The 14,949-nt window shown below is 36.5% G+C and carries 18 protein-coding genes; 9 read left to right on the forward strand and 9 right to left on the reverse strand.

From position 1 onward, the window contains the following. The first annotated feature begins 178 nt into the window (after positions 1-178). Positions 179-724 (forward strand): CHRD domain-containing protein, encoded by a 546-nt coding sequence (locus HQN83_RS15715; protein WP_173091274.1) that lies wholly within the window; start codon positions 179-181, stop codon positions 722-724. A gap of 91 nt (positions 725-815) precedes the next feature. Then, complete coding sequence (locus HQN83_RS15720) at positions 816-1,304, forward strand: hypothetical protein (protein WP_173091275.1); 489 nt, start codon at positions 816-818, stop codon at positions 1,302-1,304. A 122-nt stretch (positions 1,305-1,426) separates the two neighbouring features. On the opposite strand, the gene efp is transcribed toward HQN83_RS15720, so the two are convergent. From efp to HQN83_RS15735, 3 genes are all read right to left on the reverse strand, one after another. Further along, positions 1,427-1,987: an elongation factor P gene (gene efp / locus HQN83_RS15725; protein WP_173091276.1), complete on the reverse strand. Its 561-nt coding sequence runs from the start codon at positions 1,985-1,987 to the stop codon at positions 1,427-1,429. A 152-nt stretch (positions 1,988-2,139) separates the two neighbouring features. Then, entirely contained in the window at positions 2,140-2,367 is a 228-nt protein-coding gene (locus HQN83_RS15730; protein WP_246254520.1) for a TFIIB-type zinc ribbon-containing protein, read from the reverse strand. Between the two features lie 824 nt (positions 2,368-3,191). Next, positions 3,192-3,542 (reverse strand): DUF488 domain-containing protein, encoded by a 351-nt coding sequence (locus HQN83_RS15735; RefSeq protein ID WP_173091278.1) that lies wholly within the window; start codon positions 3,540-3,542, stop codon positions 3,192-3,194. A gap of 67 nt (positions 3,543-3,609) precedes the next feature. On the opposite strand from HQN83_RS15735, the gene HQN83_RS15740 reads away from it, so the two are divergent. Beyond that, positions 3,610-4,296, forward strand: coding sequence for a ferredoxin reductase domain-containing protein (locus HQN83_RS15740; protein WP_173091279.1), 687 nt, complete (start codon positions 3,610-3,612; stop codon positions 4,294-4,296). A gap of 20 nt (positions 4,297-4,316) precedes the next feature. On the opposite strand, the gene HQN83_RS15745 is transcribed toward HQN83_RS15740, so the two are convergent. Further along, positions 4,317-5,921, reverse strand: coding sequence for a Na+/H+ antiporter (locus tag HQN83_RS15745; RefSeq protein ID WP_173091280.1), 1,605 nt, complete (start codon positions 5,919-5,921; stop codon positions 4,317-4,319). A gap of 156 nt (positions 5,922-6,077) precedes the next feature. Here HQN83_RS15745 and HQN83_RS15750 point away from each other — a divergent pair, with 156 nt between their 5' ends. The 3 genes from HQN83_RS15750 to HQN83_RS15760 all read left to right on the forward strand — a co-directional run bounded on the left by HQN83_RS15750 (position 6,078) and on the right by HQN83_RS15760 (position 9,128). Further along, complete coding sequence (locus tag HQN83_RS15750; protein WP_217277399.1) at positions 6,078-7,514, forward strand: Gfo/Idh/MocA family protein; 1,437 nt, start codon at positions 6,078-6,080, stop codon at positions 7,512-7,514. A gap of 118 nt (positions 7,515-7,632) precedes the next feature. Then, positions 7,633-8,493: a DUF6515 family protein gene (locus HQN83_RS15755; RefSeq protein ID WP_217277400.1), complete on the forward strand. Its 861-nt coding sequence runs from the start codon at positions 7,633-7,635 to the stop codon at positions 8,491-8,493. 77 nt (positions 8,494-8,570) lie between these two features. Beyond that, positions 8,571-9,128: a GNAT family N-acetyltransferase gene (locus tag HQN83_RS15760; RefSeq protein ID WP_173091281.1), complete on the forward strand. Its 558-nt coding sequence runs from the start codon at positions 8,571-8,573 to the stop codon at positions 9,126-9,128. Between the two features lie 222 nt (positions 9,129-9,350). Here HQN83_RS15760 and HQN83_RS15765 read toward each other — a convergent pair whose 3' ends face one another. Then, positions 9,351-9,704 (reverse strand): hypothetical protein, encoded by a 354-nt coding sequence (locus HQN83_RS15765; RefSeq protein ID WP_173091282.1) that lies wholly within the window; start codon positions 9,702-9,704, stop codon positions 9,351-9,353. A 31-nt stretch (positions 9,705-9,735) separates the two neighbouring features. Between HQN83_RS15765 and HQN83_RS15770 the strand changes: the two genes are divergently transcribed. Continuing rightward, positions 9,736-10,446, forward strand: a complete 711-nt coding sequence (locus HQN83_RS15770) for a Crp/Fnr family transcriptional regulator (RefSeq protein WP_173091283.1) — start codon at positions 9,736-9,738, stop codon at positions 10,444-10,446. 105 nt (positions 10,447-10,551) lie between these two features. Here HQN83_RS15770 and HQN83_RS15775 read toward each other — a convergent pair whose 3' ends face one another. After that, positions 10,552-11,103: a fasciclin domain-containing protein gene (locus tag HQN83_RS15775; protein WP_173091284.1), complete on the reverse strand. Its 552-nt coding sequence runs from the start codon at positions 11,101-11,103 to the stop codon at positions 10,552-10,554. Between the two features lie 235 nt (positions 11,104-11,338). Here HQN83_RS15775 and HQN83_RS15780 point away from each other — a divergent pair, with 235 nt between their 5' ends. After that, entirely contained in the window at positions 11,339-11,890 is a 552-nt protein-coding gene (locus HQN83_RS15780) for a DUF1572 family protein (RefSeq protein WP_173091285.1), read from the forward strand. 20 nt (positions 11,891-11,910) lie between these two features. Here the strand turns inward: HQN83_RS15780 and HQN83_RS15785 are convergent, their stop codons facing one another. Both HQN83_RS15785 and HQN83_RS15790 read right to left on the reverse strand, forming a co-directional pair. Further along, positions 11,911-12,492, reverse strand: a complete 582-nt coding sequence (locus tag HQN83_RS15785; RefSeq protein WP_317172513.1) for an O-methyltransferase — start codon at positions 12,490-12,492, stop codon at positions 11,911-11,913. A gap of 117 nt (positions 12,493-12,609) precedes the next feature. Further along, entirely contained in the window at positions 12,610-13,323 is a 714-nt protein-coding gene (locus HQN83_RS15790; protein ID WP_173091286.1) for a 2OG-Fe(II) oxygenase, read from the reverse strand. Positions 13,324-13,556: 233 nt separating this feature from the next. On the opposite strand from HQN83_RS15790, the gene HQN83_RS15795 reads away from it, so the two are divergent. Then, positions 13,557-14,531: a 3-keto-disaccharide hydrolase gene (locus HQN83_RS15795; RefSeq protein ID WP_173091287.1), complete on the forward strand. Its 975-nt coding sequence runs from the start codon at positions 13,557-13,559 to the stop codon at positions 14,529-14,531. 71 nt (positions 14,532-14,602) lie between these two features. On the opposite strand, the gene HQN83_RS15800 is transcribed toward HQN83_RS15795, so the two are convergent. Beyond that, a complete protein-coding gene (locus tag HQN83_RS15800; protein WP_173091288.1) occupies positions 14,603-14,944 on the reverse strand; it encodes a DUF4180 domain-containing protein in 342 nt (113 codons plus the stop codon). Positions 14,945-14,949 lie beyond the last annotated feature (5 nt).

The raw sequence follows: 14,949 nt of genomic DNA on the forward strand, positions 1-14,949 counted from the left end.
TATGGCTTTTGTTGTAGAATTATTTAAATGGATATTGTTTCCAGGCAACCTTTTTACAAGGTATCCCGTATTGTATTGTGAAGCGAGGATGACAGCACAGCCCTTAAAGTCAGCTAAAATTATCGCCCTTCTTGTACTGTCAATCGGAGTAATTAATAGATAATTTAATTTATCCGCAATGAAAACTTATTCAGTCAAACCCCTTACTGCAATTTTTGCAATTGCAGCCATCTTCTTATCCGTGTTTTCAGGTTGTAAAAAGAAAAACAACATGCCTGAAATTACCTACCGGACTTATTCAGCAACGGTTCAGTTAACTGGTGGAAATGAGGTGCCTATGGTTACCACAACTGGTATGGGAACAGCAAACATTACTTATAGTGAACAATCTAAAACTATTGCCTATACCATTAACTGGCAACTCGGTTCTTCAACTGCAACTACAACAGGAATGCACTTTCATGGTGCAGACAACGGATCAAATTCGGTAAGCTCTCCGATTGTAATTGAAATCACTGGTTTTAGTACTGGCAGTTCCGGCACACTAACTGGAACAACAAGAGCATTAAACTCAACAGAGATCAGTCAGCTCTTGTCAGGCAAATGGTATGTTAATATTCATAGTTCAAATTTTACAAGTGGCGAAATGAGAGGTAACATTGTTCTAGTTGCTGCCAGTACCGGAGGCGGTAATGGTGGAAACAATGGAGGTGGCGGGTACTAAAAAAGAAAAGCTTCAGATTTTCTGAAGCTTTTCTTTTTTATTTAAAACTTTTTCCGGTTTATTTTATTTTACCTCTAAAGGAGGTATTGAAATGAAACTTAAGAAATCAACCAGGGTAATATATTTTACCCCAAAAGGTGATCAAATTTATACTGTCATTAAAGAAGTTAATGATAAAAGAGAATTGTACACATTAGATTTCAACGATCAACTAGTTAGTGAGAACGAAGTCAAGTTAAATACGCATTCGATCTTTAGCGTACCTTCTTCAATGCCTGATGATAATATTGTTAACTATCACTATAACCACCTTGTAAATCATATTCTCTTTTTTTTAAAAAGCAATAACCCATATCATGATATAAATGTATTTAAAGAAAATGCCAGCATTTATTTTGAGACTACAATTGACCTCCCTAAAACGCCAGAAGAAAAAAAACATTTTCGTGAACAAATTGATAAACTAAATGGGTTAATCGGTCAGGTAAACAGTCAGATAAAAAGTCGTTTTAATAAACATATGGAGGTTAATTTGAAACTTCCGGTCAGTATTCATCATTTACATACCATAAGAGTTTAAATCTTGCCTGTTAAAAAACTCGACGTTTACCAAATGAAATCTGCTTGGGAAATGTAGGATAAAATGAAATAAAAAAAACGGCTTAAATTTCTCTAAGCCGTTTTCTTATTCACTAGTACACGTTATTTTACACGTTCAACATATTCACCAGTGCGTGTATCAACTTTTACTTTATCTCCTTGATTCACAAATAAAGGAACCTTTATTTCAATACCATTTTCTGTAGTTGCATATTTTAACGCTCCTGAAGAAGTATCACCTTTAACTGCAGGCTCAGCGTATGTAATTTCTAATTCCACAAAGTTCGGTGCTTGTGCCATAATAGGCTCTTCACTTTCAACAGACACGATTACATCCATTCCTTCTTTTAGAAATTTAGCTGATGGTCCAAATAATGCTTTAGGAACATTGAATTGTTCAAAAGTAACATTGTCCATTACTACAAAATAATCACCTTCCTCATATAAATATTGAAAATCATTAGTTTCCACGCGGCAAATTTCAACTTGCTCATCAGTTCCTAAACGGGCTTCTACAATTTTCCCTGTTTTAATATTACGAAATTTTCCCAAATAGAATGCACCACCTTTACCTGGTGTACGGTGTAAAATCTCTGTAACCGTTACCAGTTCGTTATTGAAACGTAAGATATTTCCAACTTTAATTTCGGATGCCTTTGCCATAAAAATATATTTCTAAAAATTTGAGCCCAAATATATATGCTTTTTTGTGTATTTCTATGCTTAAATATTCGAAGATTTCTATATAAATTAAAGATGATAGCAGGCATCTAATTAGATAACCTGCTTCAATAAACAACTTTAAGCTTAATTAACTAAAAATCAAAGAGGTCCTCTAAAAAGGATTTTTTCTTTTTAGGGTATCCATGACCATTCCGGTAATTATGCTGATCGCTATGTTGTGGTCTGAAAGACTCATGGTCTTTTACATACCCGCTTTTAGTACCTTCTTGTGATAACAATTTATCTAATTCACCTCGGTCTAACCATATCCCTCTGCATTTAGGGCAATAGTCAATTTCAACGTTGTTTCTTACAGTCATTAGTAAAGTTTCCTGACAGTTTGGACAATTCATAATTCAATTTATCTCTTTGTATATAAAATAGTTAATTAACTTCTGCTGTAGTTTTTAAATACAGTAATTCTTTCGCTGAAAATAACAGCGCTGACAAGACTAGAATAGCCTTAATTTTACATTCAGAAAATTAAAAAGGAGTAAATCTAAATAAGAACTTGTACTCGCCATGCTGGGGCCAGCTCCAGGATGCTATAGTTACTTTTGAGATAGAAAAAAGATGCTTATAATACCATCTATCAGCATTTATTCTGTGGAGATGCTGTTTGAAATGGTTTATCTTTTTAACAGAAAATGAGTATCCGAAATCCATAGGGATCTCCTCAAAAAATGGATCATGAGAACAAGTTTCAGAAATTAGATCTTGTGGTATGATTCCTGAATCAAAGAAAACAGCACTTTGTGCAAAACAAAAAATGAGTGCAAAAATAAACGAGGTAACAAGTCCTTTCTTTAATCTAGTTTTCTTTTTCAATTGTATCCAGATGCAAATTAATCTGCTTCACAATATAACAACTATTCCAATGTTCAAGTAGGATCTTTGTTTCATATATCATTTTACAAGGTACAAATTGCTATTGCATGACGATATCGTTCATTCACAGTACAGGAGAAAATCACATAATGCACAGGAATGAACTAATTTAAGCTTGGTCAGATCGTTTTTCGGGATGGAGTAGTTTCTCTGATTCTTGAATTAATTTGGTGAGCTTTTCACTTGTCTGATGAACCTTCTCTTCTAAGTCGGCTCTTTTATTCATTAATTTCTGAATAGTTAAACCAAGGCCCTATTAGCCAATCTCATTTAGTAGATAATCTTTTAACACAATAGCATGATTAAATTGATGATCATGAGCTGCATAAAGAAGTGTAACTGGAGCATTATTTTCACATTTAGAAAGAATCAATTGTACTACCTTATTAGCTGACAACTCATCTAAGTACTTATTTTTAAATTCCTGCCATTTTTGCGGCTCATGGTTAAACCACTTACGTAGCGCTGTTGAAGGTGCAATTTCTTTAAGCCATAAATCAATATTAACGTTCTCCTTTCTTAATCCACGTGGCCATAATCGATCTACAAGAATTCGGAAACCATCTTCATTTTGCACTGGGTCATAAATTCTTTTAATTTTAATCATAAAGCAGCACAATATTTGTAACCCTTTATTGGTTACTGCTCTCTAATATAAGAAAATAGCCATTGTTATGGAAGATTTAAATAAGGAAGACAGACATATCGTTAAAATACTAAGTATTGAAGATATAACGCATAATGTAAAACGTTTCACTGTTGAGAAACCGTTGAACTATCAATTTATACCTGGACAGGCAACTGATATTTCTATTAACAAGCCAGGTCTTGAATCTAACGTTGGTCCTTTCACTTTTACTTCCCTTAATCAATCGGAGTATCTCGAATTTACCATTAAAATCTATAAAGAACATGATGGTCTTACCGCAAAACTATCTACATTAAATCCAATGGATGAACTGATTGTTCATGATATATTTGGCACAATACAATATAGAGGGCCAGGTCTTTTTATCGCAGGAGGAGCTGGTATTACTCCATTTTTAGCGATCCTCAGACAGCTGAAGGTTGAAAATTCCTTATCAGGCAACACGTTGTTGTTTGCCAATCATAATGAGGACGATATCATCAATAAAACCGAGCTAAAATATATACTTGGTGAAAACTACATAAATGTATTAAAAGCCCCATTACATTCCGAAAACCAAAGTAAAACTATTGATGAAGCTTTACTAAAAGCATATATTGGGGATCAAAATAAATGGTACTACATCTGTGGCCCGGATGCATTTACAGCTGCCATGGTTGATTGTCTTCAAAACCTGGGAGTTCAGAGAACAAAAATTGTGATAGAAGAATGATCTTTTCCCTTAACGCTTAATTAGTGTTTATTCAATCTTGCTTCTTCTAAATCCAGGTTATCTTCCATATCACGAAGAACTTCGTGATCATACTGCTTTGTAGCTTTAAGTCTCTCAAGGCCAACTCTTCTCAGTGTAACTAGCTCAAGCATAATCTTCCTGTATAATTTCCTTACGGATCCCACCTCTTCTTTTTGAGTTTGCTCAATTAATGTTCGCTCTGTTGCTCTGATACTTCGCTCAAGTTGCTCTTTAATTCTTGCAATGGTTTCGAACTGATTCATCTCCTTATCATATTTATCATTAAGATAGTTGACGCAATCTTTGGCAAGCTGTAAACGAATAGATTCAATCTGCTCATCCTCAGGTACACGCTCTTCGGTTTCCTCAATCTTTAACCATTTCAAAAACAAAGGCAAGGTTAACCCCTGGAAAACAAGTGTGACTAGTATTACTACGAAAGTGATGAAGAGAATCATGTTTCGATGAGGAAATGCTTCACCTGTATTTAGTGTTAAAGGAATTGCAAGTGCTGAAGCCAGAGAAACTACTCCTCGCATTCCTGCCCATCCTATAATAAAAGGCAATTTTAAACCGGGACTATTTTCCTTTTTTCTAATCTTTGCACTCAAAAATCTTGGAAGATAACCGGCAACATACACCAAAATAATTCTAACCAAAATCACGATGGCACTTATAACTAATGCATCCTTTATTGCTTCTTCCATTGAATAACCTTCCAGCCCCTGAACAATCACAGGCAGCTCTAATCCAATCAAAATAAAAACAAAACCATTGAGTAAAAAGCCTACTGTAGCCCATACTTCTTTAGTCTGCAAACGGGTATGGTAGTTGAGAAAGTCATTTGATCTGAACGATAAGAATAGTCCACCACTCACAACAGCCAAAACACCTGACCAATGAAACTCCTCAGCTACGATATACATCAGATAGGGTGCAATTAAGGTAATTGGTGTAGTGATACTTGAAGATTTAGCCCAGTAGCGCAACACAAAATAAAGAATATGAGCAATCGCAAGACCTACTACAACTCCCATAAATGCTAAAACGAAAAAATCGGTTACGGCTTCCTGTAAAACAAATTGTCCGGTCAGAATGGCTGCAATAGCAAATCTAAACACTGTTAATGAAGCAGCATCATTTACTAGGCTTTCACCTTCCAGCATCGTCAACCCTCTTTTTGGCATATTTAATCCCTTTAATACTGAGGTTGCAGCTACTGCATCAGGAGGAGAAATAATCCCTCCCAGGAGAAAACCAAACGCAAGGGTAAAACCGGGAATAATACTTACTGAGAAGTAGGCGATAGCGAGTGAGGTAATTAAAACCAGTCCAAAGCCTAATAAAAAGATGGAACGTTTCCATTTCCAAAAATCATTCCATGAAGTGTACCACGCTGCTTCAAATAGGAGCGGAGGAAGAAAAATTAGGAATACAATATCTGGGTTGACACTTATTGAAGGTACCCCGGGAATAAAACTAATTGCTAAACCACCTATAACCAGAAAAATTGGATAAGATATTTTCCAACGCTGACTTAAAAGATAAAGCAGCGCCATTGCGAAAAATAATGCCAGGATTAGAAGTAGGTTTGCATGTATCATAAGAAAGTAAATGTAAATAGAATTAATATTTTACGGCTGAACAATCGATTTAAATTGTTACAAAGTATAGTAATTGTGGTGCTTTACAGGAAGCAAAATAATATATATTTGTTGTTAAGCCGCTAATAACCAAACAGTAGCCTAAACCAAATATAAATGAACCCTGATTTAAAGCCAGCCCCACTGGCTTTAAACGATCCTAAATCTGTAATGGACATGAACAAACAAAACCCACAATTTTCGCGTAGAAATTTCCTGATGTCGGCCGCAGCCGCGGCTATCGCACCATCTTTTTTAATGAACACTGTAGCCTCGGCAAAGATCCCGGCTCGTAAGCTCAGACATGCCTGTATTGGCGTTGGAGGAATGGGAGCTCACGATTTAGGCAATTTCAAATCTCATCCTGATGTAGAAATTGTTGCTATCTGTGATGTTGATAGTAACATTCTTAAAGCTGCCGCAGAAGGTCTTCCTGGAGTTAGAACCTATACAGATTGGCGCGAACTTCTTAAGCAAGAAGGAAAAAACATTGATTCGGTTAATGTAACGGTCCCTGATCATACCCACTTTTCTGTTGCCTATCAAGCCATTAAAGCAGGGAAACATGTTTATTGTCAAAAACCAATGTGCCATAACGTTGCTGAAGTTCGTTCACTTACTAATGCTGCAATAAAAAAAGGAGTAATCACTCAACTCGGAACGCAAATTGCGTCTACCGCCTGCGATCGCACTGGGGTTCAGTTAATAAAAGACGGTGTAATTGGTAAAATCAAACATGCTTATTTATGTTCCAATCGTCCTGGCGCTATAGATTATCGTCTTGCTGGCCCTCGACCAGCAGAAAGCCAGGAGGCTCCTGCAAACCTGAACTGGGATTTATGGATAGGTTCAGCACCAATGCGTCCATATGCACCAGCCATCTATCATCCCGCCAAATGGAGAGCTTGGCAGGACTTTGGAACCGGATGGTCTGGCGATATCGGATGTCATATATTTGATGCGGTATGGAAGGGCTTGGGCCTAAAAGCACCGATTTCTGTAATTGCTGAAGTTCAGCAAAGCTGGAAGGATTCTCCCGAACGAAGAGGAGATACCTGGCCACAAGGAGATCATATGACCTGGATTTTCCCCGGTAATGCTTACACAGAATCAAATAAGCTTACACTAGAATGGTTTGATGGAGAAATATATCCACCAGCAGAAGTTCGCGCGCTCTATTCCTTGGATAATTATCCTGGCGAATGTTCGATGCTTATCGGAACTGAGGGTGCACTGCTTATACCGCATGGTGGTGAAATGCCAGTACTTTTACCTGAAGCTAAATTTAAAGATAAACCTTTCAAAAAATTTGAAAGTCGCAACCATTACCATCACTTCGTAGATGCATGCTTAGGGGGAGAAAAAACAGAGTCTCATTTTGCGCAGTCGGGACCAATGACTGAAGCAATACTTCTTGGCACTGTAGCCATTAAAGTTCCAAATCAACTTTTAGAATGGGATGCTGCTAATATGAAATTTCCTAATTATCCTGAGGCCGATAAGTATCTTCGTCGAAAATATAGAAAAGGCTGGGAAATTAAAGGAGAGTTTTAAACTCACCCGAACGAAAAGGATTATCATTTATTTGTCAGTTTAAAGCAATTGCTAAATAAGGAATAATCCTTTTCGTTTATATCATGTCATATAGTAAAAATTGATATAATTTATTATTATGGAAACCTCAAAGTTTAAATCGTTAATTATAGCAGGAGCCATCATCCTTATTAGTGGTTTTACTGCTGATAGTGTTTGGGCTCAAAGATCTGCACGAGGAGGCGGTGGTGGAGGCGGAGGTAGTCATGTTTCTGCTGGAGGAGGAAATAGGCCTTCCAGACCTTCTCAGGGAGCGATATCTCCCGGAAATAGACCTTCCAGACCATCAATAGGAACAGGCTCACGTCCTGATTACAGGCCTAACCGACCAACACGTCCGGCAAATCGTCCGGGTTATGGATACAGGCCAGGCTACGGATACCGTCCGGGCTATCATTACAGACCCGGGTATAATTACCGCAGACCTTACTATGGCTTTTATAACTACTACAGACCATTTTTAGGCATTAGTTTAAGTGTTTTGCCATATGGATATTATCCGTTTTATTTTGGATCTGATCAGTTCTATTACTCAGGTGGATTCTTTTACAGACAATATGACGACGGATATAAAGTTGTGGTGCCTCCCGTAGGTGCCCAAGTACCTAGCATCCCTTCAGAGGCAAAACAAATAGTTATTAATGGCCAAAGTTATTACGAGTATAAAGGAGTTTATTACAGCACATCGGTTGATGCAGATGGCAAAACAGTTTATACAGTAGCAGGTAAAGATGGAGTATTAGATACCGACAATGCGACCGTGGCAGATGATGCAGGCAACTTACCTCAGGTAGGAGATATCGTTGATCAGCTTCCAGACGGAACTAGAGATGTGATGATTAAAGGAGCTCAATACTACGTTTCAGAGGATGGTGTTTACTATGAAAAAATTGCGGACGGAGATAAAGTAACTTATAAGGTTATCGGCATAGGAAACTAATTTACAAACACTTATTTACAGAAATATAAAGGTTGCCTTCATTAAAAGGTAACCTTTTTTATTTTTAAATTTACAATATGATAAGACCAGCTATACCTACCGACGCAGCTCAGATAGCAAGATTAATTATTCATGCTATGGAAGATTTGGCTTTAAAATTTGTTGGACAATCGGGTCCGCTAAAAGCCATACCGCTGTTTGAACATTTCGCAGCATTGCCAGGCAATCAATATAGCTATGAGAACATACTGCTGTATGAAGATGAGTCAGGAATATGTGGAGTTATAAGTGGTTATGATGGAGCAGACCTCAACCTTCTTAGAGCCCCATTCTTAAAATATATTGCTTTAAACTATGGCTTTAAAGGCGAACCTGAAGATGAAACCCAACCCGGGGAATACTATATTGATTGTATTAGTGTTGCAGCAGACAAGCAGGGGCAAGGTATTGGTAAGAAGTTAATCAATAGCCTAATTGAACAATTAAAAACAACAAAACATACCAGAGCTGGACTATTGGTTAGTAAAGATAACCCAAATGCAGAAAGACTATACACAAAGTTGGGATTTCAAATCGTTAATGAGCGACAATTTATGGGCGGAACCTATTATCACATGCAGTACATCATTCAGTAAAACCTAATTAAGTCCCAAAAACTGACATATATCAGTTTTCCACTTGACTTATTTCTATAATACCTAAATCATTTTAGCGGTAACTTTGCCTCATCAATTAAACGGCAATGGTGTTAAAGGAATATGTGTCATTCACTAAACTAAAATTAGAGAAAGCACAAAACTACGGGCAAGTAGATTCTATAATTAATGAATCTATAGAGCGTATAAGTAATAAGCGTTCTATTCAAGAGTATTTTTCGGAGTTAGAAAAGAATTTGGAGCAATTATCACCATTGGAATGTAGCAGCACTCAATGGAGTTGTTTCCGCTATGCAATTTTGTGTTTGCATTACCGATCAAACCCACATTTTCAATTTTAATGAGTGATTTAGATTTAGCTGAACTGAGATCGCAAATATGTATTAAAGCCGGCCTTAGATCAATTACTCCCGCAGACTGCAAAAGAATATCTCTGGAAATTAATAAAGCGACCAGCAGAAATGTTAGTGAAACTACTTTAAAGAGGTTATTTGGCTTTGCCAATGCTAAATTCAATTTCTCCAGATACACAATTTCTTCTATTTTCGAATACACGGAAAAGATATAAATCTTGTACATTTGCCTAATGAGCCTCGATGCAATTTTTCCCATCAAAAATTGGTATTTCAGCACGCAGTCTGTTCTCGATTCACTTTCTGAGGAGGATTATGCTTTTCTTATTTCAAGACAAGAAAAACAGAAGTATAAAAAGGGAGAAGTCATTTATAAAGAAGGTGTTTTCCCATCAGGACTATTTTTCATCCATTATGGCAAAGTAAAGAAGTATAAAGCCGATCAAAATGACAAAGAGCAAATTCTTTATATTATTAATAAAGGAGAATTGATGGGTTATCATCCCATTCTGGCGGAAGAAAGATATACTGATTCGACATCAGCTCTGCAATCGTGCCTAATTAGCTTTATCCCTAAAGAAGACTTTTTAACTATCCTAAACAGATCACCACTTTTTAGTAAACGTTTGCTTAAAGTTTTAAGTAATGAATTAGCAGTCTTTGCCAATAAAATTTCAATATTTGGTCAGCGAACAGCCGTAGAGCGATTGGCAATTGCCTTAATTATACTTCGTGAAAAGTTTAAAATTGACACCATTGAAAATAAAGTCATTCAAATAGATATATCCAGAAACGATCTTGCAGGAATTGCTGGAATTGCAACAGAAAATGTTACTCGCTTGTTAAAAGACTTCAAGTCTGAAGGAATTATTTCCACAACTGGTCGCATCATTCAGATTTTAGATATTATGAAATTGATACAGCGTTCCAACTACGTTGGCTAATACAATTCGTGTTATAGTGCATTTAAAAAGCTAGTACAAAAAGCTAAAAAACCGCCTCATAATAAATTATGGACGGTTTTTTCGTCGAAGGTAGACTGATTTGTCTTAATTAGGCATTAATACCGTATCTACTACATGTATCACTCCATTTTTCTGATAAACATCTGCTATAGTAACAGTGCTCATTCCACCTTTTTCATCTTTAAGAACTAATTTCTTACCATCCATCCATGCCCACAATTTACCTCCTTGAACAGTAGTAAGTTCTGCTTTACCATTACCGGATTTGATAGCTTTAGCAATCATTTTAGAATCCATTTTACCGGCAATCACATGATAAGTTAATATTTTAGTTAGCGTAGCTTTGTTTTCTGGTTTCACCAATGTTTCAACTGTTCCAGCCGGTAATTTATCAAAGGCTTCATTCGTTGGCGCAAACACCGTAAATGGCCCTGCACTTTTTAACGTTTCAACCAAACCTGCAGCTTTTACAGCTGCTACAAGTGTAGTATGATCTTTTGAATTGACAGCATTATCTACAATATCTTTCGTAGAATACATAGCTGCTCCGCCAACCATTGGATTTTTTTGCGCATAAACTTGTGTTGAAAATGCCATAACTGTTACAGCAAATACAGATAGAATTATCTTTTTCATTTTTATCTTTTGATTTGAAAACATTTACGCAAACCAATGGAGCTTTGGTTTTTCTAAAGCAATGTTTTTTATTTAAATCCTTAGATATCGAAACAAACTACCTAATGCATCATAGATTGTGCATATTTATTAATCCAAAAATAGAAAACCAGCTCTTCATAAATCACAGAAAGAAAGAACTATTAGGGAATTTAAATGTTTTAACCAGCAAAAACTTACTGAAAAATATAGAGATATGGACAATTATCTAGAAAGTATAAAAAAGCAATTTCTTTACTATAAAAAACTAGGGGAACAAGCCATAGCACAACTATCAGATGAGGATATATTTTGGCAGTATAATGAAGAGAGCAACAGCATCGCTACCATAGTTAATCACTTATCAGGAAATATGTTGTCTCGCTTTACTGATTTTTTAACTTCAGATGGAGAAAAACCATGGCGAAACAGAGATGCTGAATTTGAAATACACGCAGGGGGTAGGGAAGCGCTAATGAATAATTGGGATAAGGGATGGGGTTGCTTGATGAGTGCGATAAATCAGCTTGACAATAAAGATCTCAGTATCATTATCTACATTAGGAATGATGGCCATACTGTCACAGAAGCACTCAATAGACAACTTGCCCATTATCCTTACCATATCGGCCAAATTGTATTTATAGCCAAGATGAGAAAAAATGAAGAATGGAAAACTTTATCTATTGCCCGAAATAAATCTACAGATTATAATGCACAGAAATTTTCAAATGAGAAAGGGAAGCGGCATTTTACTGATGATTTATAATCCTCATCAAGCTAATTCAGTTAAGCTTTCTTTGTGGCGATCACAATTCCCGTTGCCCAACATTGCTTGGTGATTATCAAATCATTTCTGTTTTCTAAATCCTCAATCAATTTAGTTGCCTTTTCCTGATGTCCATCTGGCCAGTTTGGCTGTGGCAACATATCGTCAATAATATACAAAGCACCAGGATTTAGCATATCCATTACCTCATCAAGCATTAGGTATTTGCCATGCCAGGTATCGGCAAAGATATAGTCAAATTTCTTTCCCTTATTCTCTTCAACCCATTCACCTCCATCTATACAATGCAAATCTAAGCGTTTGTCCTGAATAAGGAAACGAGCTGCAATTGATAAAAACTGATAGTCATTATCGATTGAAATTAAGGTCGAATCCTTATCCATACCATCCAAAATCCACGAAGTTGACAGTCCTGTTCCAGTCCCTAACTCTAAAAAACTACCTCTTGGTTTAGTACAAGCCAGTGTTCTTAATAAGGAGCAAGTTAATGTATCAGATGCCATTGAAAATGCAGAATTCTTTGTTGCCTCATTGATAGCCACATAGGCCTTCGGATAGGTCTGTTTGATTTCTTCGATCACAGGTATTTGGTTTATAGGGAATCAAATATTTCCGTGAAGATAGTCTTTGTTTAGCTTTCCTACCTATTATTTCAGCAAGAAATACTGATTAACTGCGCAAAAACGCAGATTCTGTGATCAGCTAAGGGCGTCATGAAAAATGATCCCAAGGCTATGACGATTGCCACTATGAACCGGACTAACACCATGTTTCATATTTACACGATAATAGGCAGCACTTCCTTTCACTGGTCTGAAATTGGTAGTAAAGACAACCATCTCACCTCGCAGTGGTTTTAACACATTTGCCTTAGATTGCGCTCTTGGAATTTGTTCAGTAATCACAAATTCACCTCCCTTATAGTCCTCGTCTATCTGATCCAGCATAAAAACCATTTGCATGGGGAAATAGATTTCACCATACAAATCCTGATGAAGGGTATTAAATCCACCTTCACCGTATTTCAGTATCAGTACGGTAGGTTTAGTCTGCTCGTGATCCCGGCAAATATCCTTAAGCTCGTGGTGAGTTAAAGGAAAACGCTTATCAAGTCTCAATTCTTGCATCCACGCATTGGCTACCGGAACAATTTGAGTGTATACACTCTCTCTCAATTCAACAATGATTTGAGGAAGGGGATAGCTGAAATATTTATATTCTCCTAATCCAAAGCGATAACGCTCCATTTTTATTGTCTTCCTATAGGTGTCTTTTTTATTATAAGTTGCGATCAGATTGTCACATTCTTCTTTTGTAAGTACATTCTTTACAATAGCAAAACCTTTATCATGCAACTCTTGCCTTATGCTTGGCCAGTCAAGATCAACAATTCTTTCATTTATTGATTTCATATTTTCGATGTTTATAAAGCAAAGTAACCGGTTAAATTAAAGGTATTCAACCCGATTCTTGCTAAAGGATAGCTAATATTAAACACAGAATTGAAACATCAGTTTGAATGCTAACAACAAGACTGATTAATTAGCAGCGCAAACCTTCAAGCCCAAAACCAACCTAATTTTAAAAGCTAAACTTTTTAAACTAACTTTAAAATAATTAGAAATAATATTATTAAAAGAAAATTATGCGTAAAAATCTCTTTGTATTTGGTATGAGTTGGTTGTTGATGCTGGGTTCGGTTGAATCTTTATTAGCGTCAGGAATCAATGCCGCTTTAAGCTCTAAAACAGAAGTAACTCCTAAAGATTTAATCGGTCGCTGGGACATCACAATTGATGAAAATGGAAAATCGGCACCAGGCTGGTTAGAAGTAAAGCTTTCAGGAATCAAAACATTAGTAGGTTACTTTGTGGCACCCAGTGGAAGTGCTCGGCCAGTTGCAAAAGTAAATTTCGACAATGGGAAATTCAGTTTCACTATTCCTCCACAATGGGAAGCCGGAGATCAGGATTTCGTTATAGCAGGAGAAGTGGTGAATAGTGGAATTCAAGGTACTATGACTACAAGTGAAGGAAAAAAATATAGCTGGAAAGGAGTAAAGGCTCCATATTTAAAAAGAACTGCTGCTCCGATTTGGGAAAAAAGCATTAACCTGTTCAACGGAAAAGACTTAACCGGATGGAAAGCCATGGGAGAAAACCAATGGGAAGTACGAAATGGCATTTTAACCAGTCCAAAATCGGGAGCCAACTTAATTTCTAACCAGAAATTTAACGATTTCAAATTACACGTAGAATTCAGATACCAAAAAGGAAGTAACAGTGGTGTATATTTAAGAGGCCGTCATGAAGTTCAGATTGAAGATAGTCCGAAAGACCAACATCCATCAAATGTACTGTTTAGCGGCATTTATGGTTTTCTTACACCTAGCGAGATTAATGCTCTTGGCCCCAACACCTGGCAAACTTACGACATTACCTTAATTGGCCGAATGGTTACTGTGGTAGTTAACGGAAAAACTGTAATCAACAATCAGGAAATCCCTGGTATAACAGGAGGTGCCTTAGACAGCAATGAGGGCGAACCTGGACCGATATATATACAGGGAGATCACGGCCCAATTGAATTCAAAAAAATAGTGATTACGCCGGCTAAATAAAATCATTTTCACGTGTACCTCATTTAACAAAAAGCGAATGAGGTACACATGAAACGAAATCTTTAATGGAATTAAGGGAATGACACTGTAGCCAGAAAATTAATCTGTTTACCCTTATTACTTTCGTAAATAAAGTCTCTTAGGCTATTACTATCGTACTTAGCAAAATCCCCGACAATTACCAACCGCAGCCTATAATTAGAGAATTTCTGTAAAAGTTCTCCAGCTATTCCGGTCTTCAAATCAAAGAATTCAGGTGTAATATTTTTTTCAAGAATGATAATCTTATCGAAATCCTGATAGTAAAGGTCAATCATTATTTGCAGACCATCTTCAGCATTCTTTATCAGTATTTCATCAGAAATTACTTCTGCTATTTTTTCATCACCAACCTGGTGTATTTCAATATTCATAGGGT

It is taken from the genome of Pedobacter foliorum, from assembly GCF_013266735.1.
Lineage (GTDB): Bacteria > Bacteroidota > Bacteroidia > Sphingobacteriales > Sphingobacteriaceae > Pedobacter > Pedobacter foliorum.